The organism is Arthrobacter sp. Z5-13 (assembly GCF_056499105.1).
The window spans coordinates 3,337,210-3,353,294 of sequence record NZ_CP096460.1; the positions used below are offsets into that span (position 1 = coordinate 3,337,210).

13 protein-coding genes are annotated in these 16,085 nt (G+C 63.3%); 5 read left to right on the forward strand and 8 right to left on the reverse strand.

All coding sequences use genetic code 11. From position 1 onward, the window contains the following. Nucleotides 1-36: 36 nt before the first annotated feature. Both M1E02_RS15545 and M1E02_RS15550 read right to left on the reverse strand, forming a co-directional pair. A complete protein-coding gene (locus M1E02_RS15545) occupies nt 37-1,752 on the reverse strand; it encodes a flavin monoamine oxidase family protein (protein WP_479375115.1) in 1,716 nt (571 codons plus the stop codon). Nucleotides 1,753-1,801: 49 nt separating this feature from the next. Further along, a complete protein-coding gene (locus M1E02_RS15550; protein WP_479375116.1) occupies nt 1,802-3,328 on the reverse strand; it encodes an amino acid permease in 1,527 nt (508 codons plus the stop codon). Between the two features lie 102 nt (nt 3,329-3,430). Between M1E02_RS15550 and M1E02_RS15555 the strand changes: the two genes are divergently transcribed. Further along, nucleotides 3,431-5,056 carry a PucR family transcriptional regulator ligand-binding domain-containing protein gene (locus M1E02_RS15555; protein WP_479375117.1) on the forward strand — a complete coding sequence of 542 codons (1,626 nt, stop codon included), beginning with the start codon at nt 3,431-3,433 and terminating at the stop codon, nt 5,054-5,056. Nucleotides 5,057-5,067: 11 nt separating this feature from the next. Here the strand turns inward: M1E02_RS15555 and M1E02_RS15560 are convergent, their stop codons facing one another. The 3 genes from M1E02_RS15560 to M1E02_RS15570 all read right to left on the reverse strand — a co-directional run bounded on the left by M1E02_RS15560 (nt 5,068) and on the right by M1E02_RS15570 (nt 7,866). Beyond that, the gene (locus M1E02_RS15560) at nt 5,068-5,862 is read right to left on the reverse strand and encodes a carbon-nitrogen hydrolase family protein (protein WP_479378186.1); all 795 of its coding nucleotides are present in this window, start codon (nt 5,860-5,862) and stop codon (nt 5,068-5,070) included. 286 nt (nt 5,863-6,148) lie between these two features. After that, nucleotides 6,149-6,619, reverse strand: coding sequence for a GNAT family N-acetyltransferase (locus M1E02_RS15565; RefSeq protein ID WP_479375118.1), 471 nt, complete (start codon nt 6,617-6,619; stop codon nt 6,149-6,151). Continuing rightward, nucleotides 6,616-7,866 carry an MFS transporter gene (locus M1E02_RS15570; RefSeq protein WP_479375119.1) on the reverse strand — a complete coding sequence of 417 codons (1,251 nt, stop codon included), beginning with the start codon at nt 7,864-7,866 and terminating at the stop codon, nt 6,616-6,618. Before M1E02_RS15570 ends, M1E02_RS15565 begins: the two co-directional genes overlap by 4 nt. Nucleotides 7,867-7,897: 31 nt before the next feature. Between M1E02_RS15570 and M1E02_RS15575 the strand changes: the two genes are divergently transcribed. After that, the gene (locus M1E02_RS15575; RefSeq protein ID WP_479375120.1) at nt 7,898-8,944 is read left to right on the forward strand and encodes a LacI family DNA-binding transcriptional regulator; all 1,047 of its coding nucleotides are present in this window, start codon (nt 7,898-7,900) and stop codon (nt 8,942-8,944) included. A gap of 132 nt (nt 8,945-9,076) precedes the next feature. On the opposite strand, the gene M1E02_RS15580 is transcribed toward M1E02_RS15575, so the two are convergent. The 3 genes from M1E02_RS15580 to M1E02_RS15590 are packed head-to-tail and all read right to left on the reverse strand — an operon-like array spanning nt 9,077 to nt 12,210. Then, a complete protein-coding gene (locus tag M1E02_RS15580) occupies nt 9,077-10,258 on the reverse strand; it encodes an ABC transporter permease (protein WP_479375121.1) in 1,182 nt (393 codons plus the stop codon). Then, entirely contained in the window at nt 10,255-10,962 is a 708-nt protein-coding gene (locus tag M1E02_RS15585; protein ID WP_479375122.1) for an ABC transporter ATP-binding protein, read from the reverse strand. Before M1E02_RS15585 ends, M1E02_RS15580 begins: the two co-directional genes overlap by 4 nt. A 3-nt stretch (nt 10,963-10,965) precedes the next feature. Further along, complete coding sequence (locus tag M1E02_RS15590) at nt 10,966-12,210, reverse strand: efflux RND transporter periplasmic adaptor subunit (RefSeq protein ID WP_479375123.1); 1,245 nt, start codon at nt 12,208-12,210, stop codon at nt 10,966-10,968. A 139-nt stretch (nt 12,211-12,349) separates the two neighbouring features. On the opposite strand from M1E02_RS15590, the gene M1E02_RS15595 reads away from it, so the two are divergent. The 3 genes from M1E02_RS15595 to M1E02_RS15605 all read left to right on the forward strand — a co-directional run bounded on the left by M1E02_RS15595 (nt 12,350) and on the right by M1E02_RS15605 (nt 15,859). Continuing rightward, entirely contained in the window at nt 12,350-13,420 is a 1,071-nt protein-coding gene (locus M1E02_RS15595) for a Gfo/Idh/MocA family protein (RefSeq protein WP_479375124.1), read from the forward strand. Between the two features lie 441 nt (nt 13,421-13,861). After that, nucleotides 13,862-14,467 (forward strand): hypothetical protein, encoded by a 606-nt coding sequence (locus M1E02_RS15600; protein ID WP_479375125.1) that lies wholly within the window; start codon nt 13,862-13,864, stop codon nt 14,465-14,467. An 87-nt stretch (nt 14,468-14,554) separates the two neighbouring features. Continuing rightward, the gene (locus M1E02_RS15605) at nt 14,555-15,859 is read left to right on the forward strand and encodes a hypothetical protein (RefSeq protein ID WP_479375126.1); all 1,305 of its coding nucleotides are present in this window, start codon (nt 14,555-14,557) and stop codon (nt 15,857-15,859) included. Nucleotides 15,860-16,085 lie beyond the last annotated feature (226 nt).

Sequence of the window (16,085 nt, forward strand, 5' to 3'; positions counted from 1 at the left end):
GAAGAATCAGGAGCCCTGCAGCCGGCCATCAGAGCTTCATTCCAGGGCGACCGGGCCCAGATCCTCTAGCAGCTCACCCGGTCCAGGATTTTCCGGAGCCGACTCCCCGCCCAGATGGTTCACCACCCCCCAGACAGCGTTCAATCCGGTGGTCACGGCGCCTTCCGCCCAGCCGGCGGTGAAGGAGACGTCGTCGCCGGCCAGGAAGATCCCCCGCTGGTGCTCTGGAAGCTTGTCCTGCTTGAAGTGCGAAAAGAGCCGCTGCTGGTAGCGGTAATGCCCGGGCAGGTTGGCCTTGAAAGCTCCCATGAAGTTGGGATCGGCTTCCCAGGAGACGGTGATGGGCTGTCCGATGATATGGCTGGCAATATCCACACCGGGATAGATCTGTTGAAGCGAATGCAGCATCAGTTCCACGCGTTGGTCGGCATCCAGTGCCAGCCACTTGAGGGCGTCGTCGTTCCAGGTGTAGGAGAGCAGGATGACAGCAGGCTTGTCCGGACCGTTGTCGAGCAGGTACGTGGCCCGGTTCAGCCTGTCCGTCAGGGTCATCGAAAGGACTTCCCGGCCGGTGTCCGGATCAATGTCCTTCCAGAACGGCCTGTCCACCATCACAAATGTCTTGGACGACTGCATGTAGTGGGAGCGTTCAATTGCCGTCCACAGCTGAGCGGGAAACAGCGCCTCCTCGGTATGGATCCTGGTGGACAGCAACCAGGACTGGCAGGTGGTGACAACAGCCGGGTAGGCAGCCTCCCGGCCCCAGCGTTCCCGGACCAGGAACTTACCGGCAGGCAAATCGCCGCTGTTTGCCCGGGCGATCCTGTCAACCGCACCACGGGGCGAACCGGAATGCAGGGAGGAAAGGGAGGTGCCGTCCGGCCAGTGGGCCATGCCCGACGGCGCGTGCTTCCACAGTGCCTCCGGCAGCCGCTGCGCACCACCGGCTATGAGGCGGTGCTGGTCGTCGGCGTCGGTGTAAACAACCCGCAGGATTTCAAGAATGGAGTTGGGGAAGTCTGTATCCCAGCCGCCGGTCCCGAACCCCACCTGCCCGAACGCCTCCCGGTGCGCAAAACCCGCGTCCTTAAAGGATTTGCTGCCCGCAATGAACCCGTAGAAAGTTTGCTCATCAAGCTCCGGGAGCAGATCGTTCCAGATTTCCTTGATCCGGGCGGTGTCCCGCGCGCGAATTGCCTGCTGCATCTCACTGAACCGGGCGCCGTCGTTCACTGCATGCTTCCACGCCTCAGCCACCTCACGGAAGAACGGCGGCAGGTCCGCTGAAGTGGCGGCGTAGTGCTTCTCCCCCGCGAGCTCAATCACCGTACTGGAGGTGCTGGGGGCAAGCGGGTTGGGGAAATCCTGCGTCTGCAGTCCAAGCAGGTCCACGTAGTGGTAGAAGGCCTTGCCGGAAACCGGGAAGCGCATGCCGCCCAGGTCTGCCACCACGTCAGGCGCCGATGGGAAGTTGGCTGTCCGCAGCCTCCCACCGATCTGGTCGGCCTCGTACACCACAGGGCGCAGCCCAAGTTTCATGAGTTCATAGGCCGTGACCAGTCCGGAAAGCCCTGCTCCAATGACAGCCACCTCGGTTCCGTACAATTCCGGCGGCACTGAACCAAGCCCGGCAGGGTGGGCCAGATAGTGGTCGTAGCTGAACGGGAAGTCCGGGTTCAGCATGGTGATGGGGCCCGGGGTGTCCAGGGTGCTTGACGGATCGGATGCCGGCAATTCAGTGGCGGTGGTCATGGGGGTCTGCCTTTGTCAGTTCAGGAGTGGACTGGAGATGCGGGGGTAGTCAGGAGGACTGATGTTCGGAGGACCGGGGACGTGTCAGTTCACGGTATTCCTCCTGGCTCAGCGCGGCTACCCGTGAGTTGCGTCGACCATAGCTGAAGTATGCTGCGATCCCCACGAGCATCCACAGTCCGAAGACCACCCAGGTATCGGCACCGAGGTTGAGCATGAGGTAACCGCACATTGCCGCGCCGAGGATCGGAGTCAGCGGAAACAGCGGGACGCGGAAGGTCCGCTCAAGTTCGGGACGGGTGCGCCGCAAGTAGATGACAGCGACGTTGACCAGGGCGAAGGCAAAGAGCGTTCCGATGCTGGTGGCGTCCGCGAGGGCCCCAAGGGGCACCAGTCCCGCCGTGAGGGCGACGGCGATGCCCACGATGAGCGTGCCGGCCACCGGCGTTCCTGTCCTGCGGGAAACGCGGCCGAAGATCCGGGGAACCAGGCCATCGCGCGACATGGAGAGCAGGATACGGGTCTGCCCGTAGAGGACCGTGAGCACGATGCTTGCGATGGCCAGGACGGCCCCCACGGAAAAGACGAGCGCGATCCAGGGCTGGCCGGTGGTTTCCTCAAGGATCCGGACCAGGGCGGCGTCGGTTCCATCGAACCAGCCCCAGGGCCTGGCACCGATGGCGGCAACGGCCACGAGGACATAGATGGTGGTGACAATGACCATGGAAAGCATGATGGCCCTCGGCAGGTCGCGCTTCGGGTTCCGGGCTTCCTCGCCTGCCGTGGAAGCGGCGTCGAAACCGATGTAGGAGAAGAAGACGCTGGAAGCGGCTGCGGAAACACCGGCTGCCCCCATGGGCAGGAGAGGCTCGAAGTTTCCGGCGTTGAAGGCAGTGAAGGCCACGGCGCAGAAGAAGACCAGGATGCCTACTTTGACGGCGACAATCGCGGTGTTGATCCAGGCGCTCTCCTTGGCGCCACGTACCAGCAGCAACATGGCAAGAACCACGATGACCATGGCGGGGATATTCATCATCCCGCCTTCACCCGGTGGCTGCGAGATTGCATCCGGAAGGACGTTGCCGAAGACAGCCAGGGTTTCGTTGACGTACTGTCCGGCCCCGACCGCTACCGCAGCGACGGAAACCGCGTATTCCAGGACAAGGCACCAGCCGCAGATCCAGGCCATGCCCTCGCCCATGGTGGCGTAGCTGTAGGAGTAACTGGAGCCCGCGACGGGCACGAGGCCGGCCATCTCGGCGTAGGAAACGGCGGACAGCAGCGCGGCGAGACCGGCAATGGCGAAGGAGATCCAGATCGCCGGGCCGGCCAGCGGCACGGATTCGCCCAGGATCACCAGGATGCCCGTCCCGAGAGTGGCTCCCACGCTGATCATGGTCAGCTGCAGCACGCCAAAGCTGCGGACCAATTTAGGGGCGCCTTCCTTACCTTCGGCCTCACTGAGCATCTGGCCGATCGGCTTCCGGCGGAGCAGCTGGGCGGTCAGGCCAGTGCGGCGTCCGCCCCCTTCCGGGGAGGCCGCGGGCTTCTGTCCTGTGATGGTTGGCAGAGTCATCGTTGACGTCCGTTCGTGAGTAGTGAGTCAGTTTCCCTCGACCAATCTTAGGCATGTGAGCCACCTCTCAGAGTTGTGCAAAATAACCTAGACTGATCAGCCATGAGACAAAATGCACAGGCGCTCGCAGCTTCGCCTGACGCCGAAGCCGAAGGGCTGAGCGCGGTTACGCTCCAACAATTCCTGGCGCAGTTGCCACCGGAGTTAAGGATCCTGCACGACGGCGGCAACCGCACCAGGACCCTGCGGTGGGTTGAACCCAGCGAGCTCGAAGACCCAACCCCCTATCTGCTGGATGGCGAGTTCCTCCTCACCGCAGGCCTTCCGTTCGTCGGCCAGGGTGGTGCCGCGGACAAAGTGGATGCCTACGTGGAGAGGCTGGTTCAGGCCAGCGTGACGGCCCTTGGCTTTGGCCTTGAACCGTATTTCCAGGCGGTTCCGGACGCCGTGGTTCAGGCCTGCATCAGCCACAACCTGACCCTTGTGGAGATTCCGCACACGGTTCCGTTCGCAGCCTTGGGACTTGAATTCTCCCAACTGCTGGAATCGGATAAAGCCAGGCTGCTGCGGGAATTGGCGGACACCAACAGGCAACTGATGAGGGCCGTACTCTCGGCCCGGCCCGAGCACGAACTCCTTGCCGCCCTTGTCCAACGAGTTCCGGTCTGGGCTCTTCTGGTTGGGGCTGATGGAAGAGCGCGGGCCCGGGCCGGTACCACCCCGGAGCTCGGCAGGCTGCAGCCACTGCTGGGGCGCCTTCTTGCCGGAAGCGGACCCCGGGTGGAGACGGACACGCTGGACTCCCCCGGCTCCTCCCAGGTATTCGGGCACCCCTTGCGCAGCACCCGGGATGCCAACCTGGGCGGCCTGGTCCTGGGCAGTGACAAGCCCCTGACGCCGGCGCAGAACAGTGTGGTGTCATCCGCCGTCGGCCTCCTGGAACTTCTGGTGCGCCAGCGGACCAGCGGTTCCCTGGCGCCAAGCCAGCTGGCGACGGCGCTGCTGCTCCATCCCGCCAGCCTGGCAAGCGGCGGAACCCGGCACCTGAACGCCCTGAAGGACCTGCTGGCGCAAAGTACGGGCTCCTCGCGCTCCGCACCTCTTCGAGTCGTTCAGGGAATCAAGATGGATTCCCCCTCTTGGCCCGCCGGCGACAGCCCCGTCAGGGAGCTGCTTCAGTGGCGGCGGATGCTGGATACCAAGCTTGTGGAGGTCACCGATTACGGTTTCACCGCGATTACACGGCTCAAGGTGGACGACGCCCTACTGGCCGACGTCGAAAGGCTCGGCTGGCGTCTTGCCATCGGAGACACTACCGAATTGACCGGGCTGGCTGACGCCTATCAGCGTGTGACCTCGCTTCGATCCCGGGTCAAAACGACCCGTAAGAGCGCCAGGGTGGACGAGGTCAGCTGGTCAGTTGAAGGCCTATTGGGGCGCGATGCCGGGACGATGCTTGCGGCCCGGTTGTTGGAGCCGGTCCTCAATCAGGACACTGAGCGCCGCACCGCACAGCTTGCAGTTCTCCGGGCGTGGCTGGGTGAAAACGGGAGCTGGGATGCCACGGCAAAGGTCTTGGGCCTGCATCGGAACAGTGTGCGCCGGCAGATCAACACCCTTGGCGACCTTTTGGACCTGGACCTCAACCAAGCGGGGGTACGCGCCGAACTCTGGTTCGCGCTTCAGTACGCCGGTGACGTGGCCGGGCTGCCGGACGCCCCCGTTTAGTCCTCTGTGGCTCATTCCTCCCAGGAACGGTAAATGTCAGGCCTTCGCTCCCGGAGGTAGGGAACGGCTGCCCTCGCGGCTTTTGCTGCCGCGGGGTCCACGTTGGCAAACAGCAATTCGTCATCAGCACCTGCGGCAGCGAGCAGGGAGCCATCCGGCCCCGCGACTACGCTTCCGCCCAGGAAAGCACAGCCATCTTCAACGCCGCTGTGATTGGCATAAGCCACCGTCAGCTGGCTTTCGAGGGCCCTCGCGCGCAGCAGCACCTGGGGTACGGCGTCGAACCCTTCATACAATGCCGTAGGGACCAGGAGCAGTTCCGCGCCACGCACAGCTGCGGCGCGCACTGGCTCCGGGAATTCGACGTCGTAACAGATCAGAAGCGACGTTGGAATGCCAAGGAAATCAACGACGCCGGGAGGCGCCTCGGCCGGTGTGAACGCCTCGCGCTCCTCAGGCCCGAACAAATGTACTTTGGCATAGCTGATCAACTCGTTCCCGTGATCATCAAGGAGGGTTGCAGTGATGTGCCACTGACCCTCGTCGGTCACTCCAGGCAAGCTGTAGACGAGCGCGATCCCATGCTTCCGGGCTGATTGGGCGAGTGCTTGCCGAATGGCAGGAAGGCTCTTTGGATCCAACTCGTTCCGTACCCTAAGGGGGGCGTAGCCGACAGGAAAGAGCTCGGAGGTCAGCAGCAGGTCGGCGCCGGCAGCGGCAGCTTTGCCTGCGGCCTCATCAAGGGCTTGGCAGTTCGCTTCAACATCCAGCACAACGGAGCTCGCCTGCATTACGGCCAACAGCACCAGCACCACATCACTTTCCCTGTGCGGATCCGCTCACTCGTCAGATCTCCCTCTTCAGACTAGCGACGCTCCGCCTGAGTGTGTGCGTGCATTTGGACCCAAAAAGACCATCTCTTGGACGCTTTATCCCCTCAAGTTGTTGACTGTAAGCGAGGATGTTTGTGTTCGGGCCGATCACCAAGCAGTTCGGTTTAGGCACCACAGATTCAGGCTGCACAGGAGCCCTGGTTCCCCCAGTTCGCTAAGGGGAACCAGGGCTGCTGCCTATAAAAAGAGGGGCCGCAATCTACGAGATCGTCCTGCTCATGGCGTAGTTGGTCATGATGACCCCATCGCGGAGGAAGCTGCGGTGTTCGCCTACGGTGAATCCGTGCTTCTCAAAGAAATCTTTGGCAGCTTCACTGGCGTTGGTGCTGAGGCTCCTGGCCCCTCGTCTGGACGCTTCAACCAAAATCCAAGACATAAGAGCTGATGCCACACCCCTCCGGCCGTACTCCGGGGCGACAAACATCATGTCGATGTATCCCTGAGCGTCCACATCACTAAAACCCGCTACTTCACCGTCGACTTCCGCGACAACACCGTTGCGCGTGACCTGCTTGCGTCCCCAGGACTCCACGTCGATGTTCTCAGGAGCCCACACCGCAATTTGCTCGGCTGAATAGCTGGAGGCTGCAGTCACATGAACAGCCCGGTAGAAGATGTCCAGGGTCGCTGCAGCGTCCCGGGATTCATAGCGGCGAAGACTGATGGTCATCCGTCCAGCATAGGGATCTCGCTCTGTACTCTCTTCCTGGCTTCCTGCGAGAGGCGCTGTCGGATCCGCAAGAGAACCGGGGAAAGGACGAGCAGAGCCGCGCAAAGTCCGGCCACGGCCAGCATCGCTCCACGAAGGCCTGCCGCTTCGGACCAAAGCCCTACATACACGGGACCCAGTAGAAACCCCAGATAGGACACCGTCGCGAGGAGGGATGTGGCCCTGCCGCGGGCTTCCTCGCTGGTGGAGCGGGATAGCATTCCCAACAGCGTGGGATAAAGAACAGCAGTGCCGCCCGCCGCGACGGCCAGTCCGATCCAGGCGACGAAGGTCGTGGGCGCAGCGGCCAGGATCGCGGCGCCCACAGTGGCAGCGGCTGCTCCAACGATCAGCGTGCCGTGGGCCTGGGAAGGTTTCAGTACTCCGGCGCCAAAACGAGTGACGGCCACCACGGCTGCGAACACAGCAGGTGCCGTGGAACTCAACCCGGGACCGGTTCCCAGTTCGTCTTCAAAGAACACCGCTGACCAGCTTTGATGGGCGTTTTCGCCCGCGAAAGCGAGAGCCCCGAGAATCCCGAGGAGCAGCACCACCAGGGTCGGCACTCCCGCTCCTGCACTGCCGCGGCGATCCTGCGCTTCAGCTGCCTCTTCCCTTAGCGGGACTCCTGATGGAGTCCGGACAGGAAGCGTGTAGAGGAGAAACAAACCGACAATAGCCGATGCAGCAACAACTACGACGAAGGGGAACACGATGGTGGCGCCCAGCGTCGTTGACAGACCCGTTCCAAGGCTGGAGGTGACCACGAGGGCGGAAAAAATACCATGGGAGCGCGTGATTACCGGTCTGGCCGATCCCTGCTCCGCAGCCCCTGCCATCGCGTTGATTGCGACGTCGGCCGCCCCACTCGCCGCACCTAGAAGCAGCAGCCCACCACACAGGCTGGTTAAGTCCGTCGCTCCAAAGGCAACAACCAGACCCGCGGCGCCCTGGCCCATAAGAGCTGTCGCCGCGGTGTAGTTGACTCCGAATCTGTCAATGATCCGGCCAATCAGCAGCATGGCCGGCACCGCCCCGCTACCAATAAATAACAGCGCCGCCCCCAACTGGCCGTCTGAAATATCAGTCTGGTTTCTGAGGCCAGGAATCGACGCACCCCAAGTGCCCCAAAAGATCCCAAACGCGGCGAACGACAAGTAAGACGCCAGGGGCAGATTTCCACTCTGAATGACAGATGACGTGTTCATCTGTGTAACGATACACAAGTATGCTGGCTGTATGCCATCTTCTGCTTCGGGTTCCCGGGTCACTCTCACTGAAGTGGCCCGCGCGGCTGGGGTTTCCGTAATGACGGCCTCATACACCTACAGCACTCCGTCGCGAGTGTCCCCTGGCTCCCGGAGGAAAGTTCAGGCCGCTGCGGAAATGCTGGGATATCCCGGGCCTGATCCCAGCGCCAGGTCGTTGCGGCGGGGAACCAGCGGGGCACTCGGAGTGGTCTTAGGCGAGAGCCTCCCCTACGCATTCGACGATCCCCAGGCAACGCGGTTCCTTGCCGGGATAGCCGATGTTTGCGCCCGGCACGGACTAGCCATGACCATCCTTCCCACCAACGGCTCCACGGAGGACGCCCAGCGCATCCGGGCTGCGGCCGCCGACGGCTTTGTGGTGTGGACGACCACGGATGATGATCCGGTCCTTGACGCCTTGGCGATGACAGGCCGCCCGGTCAGCATCCACGGCGGGCCATTGAGAAGTGAATTCAGCCTAATAGGCATCGACGATCGGGCGGCAGCACAGGCTATCGCCGCGGAAGGGCTGCGCAAAAGCCGGCGTCCGGCGATCCTGAGCTTTCCGTTTAGCAAGGCGCGGGCCGAAACGCTAACACTTGGACCTGCAGCCGATGCGCCCACCTTTCCTGTCACAAGGAATAGACTGCTGGGTTTCCAAGACGCTATCTCCGCCGCAGGAATCCCCTGGCGGCAGATCCCAGTGGCGGTCTGTTCAACTAACAGCGCCCCCGAGGCTGCACGGGCGGCCGGAAAGCTGCTCAGAGGGGGCGACCGACCGGATCTCATCCTCACGATGAGTGACGAGCAGGGCCGGGGAGTCCTCAACGCCGCCACCGACGTTGGCATCCGTGTTCCAACGGACCTTGCCGTAACCGGCTGGGATGCGTCCGAGAGCGGGCAGGACCGGGGCCTCACGACAATAGAGCAGGATCTCCGCCAGCAGGGAGCTGTCAGTGCGGAATCCGTCATCGCTGGGAATCCGGTACTCCAAACGCAACCCTGGCGTTTGGTCATCGGGCGCACCACGCGCTAACCGCTACACGGCGCGGCACCCACTGGCACGGCAGCCAGCGGCACAGCTGCGGTGGCCGCTGCCGCAAGCGTGGGTTAAATAAAAAGGGCGGCGGTCCGGGGTTCTGCCCGGACCGCCGCCCTGTCGCCGGCCTTAGAAGCGGATCGCGTCGATGACTTTGACGCGTACCGCAACCGTTGCCGGTATGGCACCCGCGAGCGCCCCGACCAGGACGGCCGCGCCCAAACCGAGCATTGCCGCCTCAATGGGGAAGGGAGGGTACTCGGTGAGGCCGGGGGCAACCATGGACTCAATCCAGGGGTTTTTCACAATGGCCACCCCCAGCATTACTCCGATCACTCCGGCGACAGCCGTGGCCACTACCGATTCCATCATGACGCCGAGGAAGATCCGCCGGGACGTGGCACCGAAGCTGCGCCGGATGCCGATCTCCCGCACCCGGTACCGCACAGTGACCATCGAGATATTCAGCATGCCGACGGCGCCCAGCAGCAGCACCAGCCCGGCTACCCCGCCAATGGCGAGTTGGGCTACAGCAAAGGGATCTCCGTAGCTCGCGTAGTCCATACGGTCCACCTGAATGTGCATCCCGGGAAACTGCTGCTGCAGATCGGAGGTGATGGCGGCTTTGAGGGGTCCGGCCTGGGCGTCCTGCACCCAGAACTTGAACTGCCCGCCTCCGCTTGCGATTCCGGCCCGCTCTGCAGCACCCACCAGCATAAAAGCCTGTGGCGGAGCCTGGGGATACTGGTCGGCAACCACACCGATCATGACCGCCGTCGTTTTCGGATCTCCGGTAAGCGTCACCTTCGGGTGAGTAGTCAGGTTGGGCCGGCCGGCCGCGCTGTAGAACGCCTCGGACACCACTACCGCCGGGGCAAGGCGCTCCTCGTCGTTGGCGGCAAACCATGCCCCAGTGCTGACATCTGTGCGGTGTATCACTCCATACCCCGGATCCACAAGCTGCATCTGAACCTGCTGCACTCCATTGGGAAACTGGAAGCCGTGCTGCGTCTGACTGAGGTGGGTATAGTACTCCACTCCGTACCGCTTGATGATGCCGTTGTACGCCTGCTCGAGTTTGTCGGGATCAGGCATCGTTGTTCCGTACACGCCCAGGCCCAGGGTGGCAGACCGGCCGCCCTGGCGCTCGGAGCTTGCCTTCATCCCCTCGCGTGCCAGATCGCCTACGCCCACTACGGACGTCAAGGCCCCTACGGACAGAGCCACGCCAATGAGGGCGAGCAGAATCCTGGTTTTGTTGATCCGCAATTCCTGCCAAGCCTCAACGAGTGCAGACACAACCCCGGTCATGCGGACACTCCCAGCGGAACCGCGGTCGGCGTCAACACACCGGAGTCGAGCCGATAGCTGGCACGCGCAAGGGCTGCCACATTGACGTCGTGCGTGATGGTCACCAGCGCAGCTCCCGTTTCGGTGGCCACTGTATCGAGAAGGGCCATAACGGCCTGGCCGGTGTCGACGTCGAGAGCCCCGGTGGGTTCGTCGGCGAGGATCAGCCGTGGTCCCCGGACCAGTGCCCGCGCGATCGCAACGCGCTGCTGTTCCCCGCCGGAAAGCATGTTGGGGAAAGTCTCCGCCCGCCCGGCCAGGCCAACCCTGTCCAGCATGTCCATGGCGAGTTCCCGGCGCTTCCAGAAGTGGGAGCGGCCGCCATACAGGAGCGGGGTGATGACGTTGTCCAAGGCGCTGCGCCCAGGCAAGAGGTTGAACTGCTGGAAGACGAAGCCTACCGAGCTCCCGCGGAGCCTGGCCCTGGCATTGCCGCGGATCTGCTCCACCGGCGTTCCCTGAAAGCGAAGTTCCCCGCTGGTCGGCGTATCCAGCAGTCCCAAAAGATTCAGCAGCGTGGACTTTCCGCACCCGGAACGCCCGACGACGGCGGTGTGGTCACCGCTGTGCACAGTCAGGTCCACACCCCGCAAGATGTGGAGTTCCTGATCGTCCGGCAGGAGAACTGTCCGCGTTACTCCGCGCAGGGAGACGAGTTCCTCCACTGCTCAGCCTCCCATCGGGCCGGGGCCGAACTGCGCTCCGGGCTGCTCCTGTGCGGGGGCGCCTGGAACAAACTCGAGCACAGACTCCCCTTCAGCCAGTCCCGAAACGATCTCCACCACGGTGCCGTCGTTGAGGCCGAGCTGAACCTTCCGCTGTTCCGGGGGCGCTGCAGGCTCTCCCGCGGGCGGACCTGCGGCAGCACCGGCGGCACCCGGTCCGGCCGGACCTCCCTCGCTGCCAGCGGCCGGGGCGCCTCCAGCAGGGGCGCCTCCGGCGGGGGCGCTTCCGGCTGGAGCGATCCAGACAATTCCATCCTTAACACTGCCCTGAACTGCTGTAAGCGGTACGGTCACGACGTTCGCGGACTCCCCCGCCGTCACAGTCATAGTGGCGCCCAAACCTGCAAACACCTCGACGCCGGACGGGATGGCGCAGCTAAGGGTCCCGGTTGGGGTGGTGTCCTGCGCAGGCGCTGCTCCTCCTCCACCAGGGCCGGCTTGGGCGTATGGCACTGAGCGCCCAACGCTTCCCCCACCTGCACTGGCGAGCCCGCCGCCGGGAGCTGCCGGGGTGTCACTGGCAGCGTTGTTTTTCAGGACAACGGTGGGACAGGTGAAAGGCGCGGGTCCACCCACAACGGAAACCTGTGCAGAACCCGGCTTGGCAAGCAGCCGGTACTGCTGAGCGGCGTTGACGGAACCGGAAACGGTGAACGTGCCAGGGTTAACTGTTCCGGTCGCTTCACCCACGCCTACCTGCTGCTTTAGCAAAACGGTTAGCGTTTCCAGGGTTCCTGATACGGGAGCCAGCACATCGGTGTAGGTGTAGAGCGGAACGCGTGCCGCTACCTGCCGGGGAGCGGAAGCGCCAGGCTCGCCGGCCGCCGTCGGGCTTTCTGCCGTTTCCGCAGTGGGTTCCGGCGGAAGCTCCGTGCGGACCTGGTAGAGACGCTCGCCGAGCGCAACCTTGGCGCCCGGTTCGAGGAAGATGTGCGACACCACCCCCGCGGCTGTGCTTCGGACGCCCGCAGCGGCGTCACTCTGAACGGTCGCCTGGATTTCCACCGAGTTGGTGACGGTAGCCCGTGCCGCCTGGACCACGGGAATAGCGACTTGGGCGCTGGGTCCGGCCACGGCGTCGTCGGGCTTCAGGCCGTCTACAAAAGCGATTTTGACCAGGGTCACGGCAATGACGGCAAACACCGCCAGCCAGGCCACGGGCAAAATGACGCGCCTGAATACTCTCATCTCTTCTCCATTCGGTGACTCCCCACAGAACCTCTCTGCGAGAGATGCCCTCAAAGCCTAACCTTCGCCGGAGAGTGCTATTGGACGCGGGGTCTCACCACGCCCAAACTTTTCTCGATGCAGTGAGAAGATGGGCACCATGACTGCCCCGATCGCGAAGCCGTGGCTCTTCAGCCAACCTGACCAGGACCCTCGTACCGCCACCGGCCAGCGATTACGATGGGGCATCGTCGCCACTGGCGGCATCGCCAATTCGGTGTCCACGGACCTGGCGCTGCTGGCCGACGCCGAACTACATGCCGTCAGCTCCCGCACGCAGGGCGCCGCCGACGCTTTCGCGGCCCAGTTCGGAATCCCGCACGCGTTCGGCGATGAAGACGGCGCCACCGGCTACCAGCGGTTACTCGCCCAGGAATCAGTGGACGTGGTGTATGTGGCCACTCCGCACGCCAATCATTTCCAGATCACCTTGGCCGCGTTGAACGCGGGCAAACATGTGCTTGTGGAGAAGGCACTGACCATCAACGCCAGGGAAGCTGCCGAACTTATCGCCCTGGCAAGGTCCCGGAACCTCTTCCTGATGGAGGCTGTCTGGAGCCGTTTCCTGCCCAGCATGCAACGCGCCTTCGAGATTGCCGCGTCGGGAGAGCTCGGGCAGATCCAGTGGGTGACAGCCGATCTTGGTTTCCCTGCCGAATACTCCCCCACCGCGCGCCTCTGGGCCCTGAAGGATGGCGGCGGTGCGCTCCTGGATCTCACTGTTTACCCCCTGCTTTGGGCATTGGGCACTTTGGGCTTCCCGCAAACGGTAAGCGCCACCGGTTCAGTGAACGACGACGGCGTGGACGCCCAGAACGCGCTGACCCTTGGCTACCACCATGGTGCCCAGGCCCAGCTCACCTCATCGCTTTTGGCACATGGGCCGCGCGCCGCCACGGTAGCGGGAAGCCTGGGCTACCTTCGCACCATTGGATCCATCAACAACCCGCGGGAGCTCACAGTAAAGATCGGTTTCGAGGCTCCCCGGACTGAACACTTCGACGTCGTCGGGCGGGGCTACTCGTACGAGCTCCGGGAAGTTACGCGGTGCATCCAACAAGGCCTGACGGAAAGCCCCGTGATGCCGCTCGATGATTCTCTGAACGTAATGAGGCTTTTTGACGGTGTGCGGGCGCAGTTGGGCATCACCTACCCTAACGACGCGCATTAAGCGCTTTGTGACGTAGATTCTTCCATTCGCCTGATTTGTACCGTTTGCTATGGACTCTGGTAGGCGTACCGGCTTACGCTGTTGCCAAGTCGTCATATATGGGAGGGGGGCGACCATCCTATGGGTAGTTTCGGGCCTGCATGGCGTGCGCCCCGTTCCCTGCGTTCGCTGCTCCTTGGAGGAGCAGCCGCTGTGGCTTGGCTCGCCCTTTCTTCGACTGCGGCCAGCGCCGAGAGCGGTTCCCGTTCAGACCCAATCTTGGGCGGACTCACGTCGTCTGTTTCTGCACCTTTGCCCGTGTCATCTCCTACATCCGGCTCGAACGGCTTGCTGCAGCCGCTTGTAGGCAGCTTGACCGGGCCTGTTGATAATCTTGCGGCCACCGTTCCAGTCGTCAACCAAGTGGTCCCAAACCACACAGTTACCAACGTCATTTCGCCTGTGAGTTCCGCTGTGGATGATGCAGCCGGCAATCTTGCTGAAGCCGTCATCCCGCCCGCGAGCGAAACAATTCCGGCCCTGGAACCCGTCCTGAACCCCATCGCCGACGTCATTTCCGGTGGCGAACTGACCTTGCCGGAACCGGTGGCAGGTGTGGTATCGGAGCTTGTTGGCGAACACACTGAATCCGGCCCAAATCTCCTTGATTCTGTAGCAGTACCGGCAGCGGCTTCGGCCTTGGCGGACCCTGCTGACTCGGTTTCTGCCGCTGGCTCCTCGAAGGCGACGGCGGCCTCCGCCGCTGGGTTTATTGGCACCTTGTGGCAGCCATCCGTGTCGCTGGGACATACCTCCTCCGAAGCCGGCATTTCGGCCGAAACCGCTCCATATGGCGGGGACAACGGCCCTCACGGGCCAGAGGCGATTCCAGCTGTCCCAGGATCGGGATCAAGCAGCGGCCAATCATCCGGTGCATCTTCCGGCGGCGCTGCTTGCCTGACTGACGTCTTCCTAAATCTTCCGCAGCCTGGAAACACTCCAGCCAGCGAGTCCCTTCAGCATGCTCCTGCTCCGGTGTCTTTTGACCCCGGTTCTTCTCCTGACTAGTTGGTGCCCTCCTGCCTTTTTTCGGGCAGAAACGGCCATCAGGGCAGCCACAGGCTCCCCTCCACCAACTCTTCAGGAGAACTTCTTATGCATGCACATCTTCGTAGAGGGTTGCTAAGCACCCTCTTTGCCGGCGGGCTACTTGCCCTCGGCGCCACCGCTGCCAACGCGGACACCGCCAGCGGAGCGGACGATTCCCTCACCGCTTCGGTCTCAGCGGCTGTAGCCGCAAACACGTCGTCGTTGGGCCTGCTGGGTGGCTCAACGCCGTCAACCTCCACTGCACTGAACGCCACGGTTGATCTGACGCTGGGTTCGGTTGCTCCTGCTACTAGCGGCTCAACGGCTGTCGTCGCTGACGTTGCAGCCGACGTAAACCTCGGCACGGGAACCGGAACGGGCATCCTCAACGACACCACTGTTGCCGCCGACGCCGCCGTCAACCTGGGCCTGGGCACAGGAACCCCCGTCGCTGACAACACGGCCGTCGTCGCTGACGTTGCAGCCGACGTAAACCTCGGCACCGGAACAGGAACCGGCATCCTCAACGACACCACTGTTGCCGCCGACGCCGCCGTCAACCTGGGCCTCGGCACAGGAACCCCCGTCGCTGACAACACGGCCGTCGTCGCTGACGTTGCAGCCGACGTAAACCTCGGCACCGGAACAGGACCCGGCATCCTCAACGACACCACGGTCGCCGCCGACGCCGCCGTCAACGTCGGTTTGAACGCCGGTACCGGTAACACGGGCGTAGGCACCGACGCGGCTCTGGATGTGTGCCTGCGTCTTGGCCTCGGCTCCGCTGCTGATTGCGGCGGCACTGCCCCCGGCACCGCTCCCGGTACGGGCACAGGAACGGGCATCCTGGACGGCACCACTGCCGCCGTTGACGCCGCCGTTGACCTCGGTGTGAACGCGGGTTCGGGCAACACGGGCGTGGGCACCGACGTCGCTCTGGATGTGTGCCTGCGTCTTGGCCTCGGTTCCGCTGCTGATTGCGGCGGCGCTGCTCCCGGCACCGACCCCGGCACCGATCCAGGTACCGACCCCGGAACAGATGACGGCACAACCGGCGGTACCGGAACCACTCCCGGCGGCAACACCGGCACTACCCCCGGCGGCAACACCGGCACCACAACAGGTACTACCGGCACAACGGGCACTACGGGCACCACAACGGTCACTGTTCCCGTTGGGTCGGGTTCAGGGCTGGTCCTGAACAGCGCGGGCCTGGTGAAGGCGCCTGCAGCAGCCGCTGCGGGTGCCGGTTCGGCTACAACAAGCCAGCCGACGTTGGCCAAGACCGGTGTTGACGCAACGCTGCTTCCGGTAGCACTGCTTCTTTTGTTCGCCGGCCTGCTGATGGTCCTTCGGCGCAAGAAGGCCTAACGGATCATTCACTCGTATTTCTTAGAAGGAAACCGAGGTAGGAAAGGGGGCGCCTAGAAGTCAGAAACGCACCTACGTCCTTGTTGCATCGACGGTTCGGTCGTGAAGGGTCCAGGACTCTTCACGGTCGGACCATCGGTATGCCCGGTTTGTTCCAGAAGATGGTCTTTAGGACCCTTCGGCAATGGGCTGAAAGCCATCACCGTATTATTCTTGAAGTACGGCG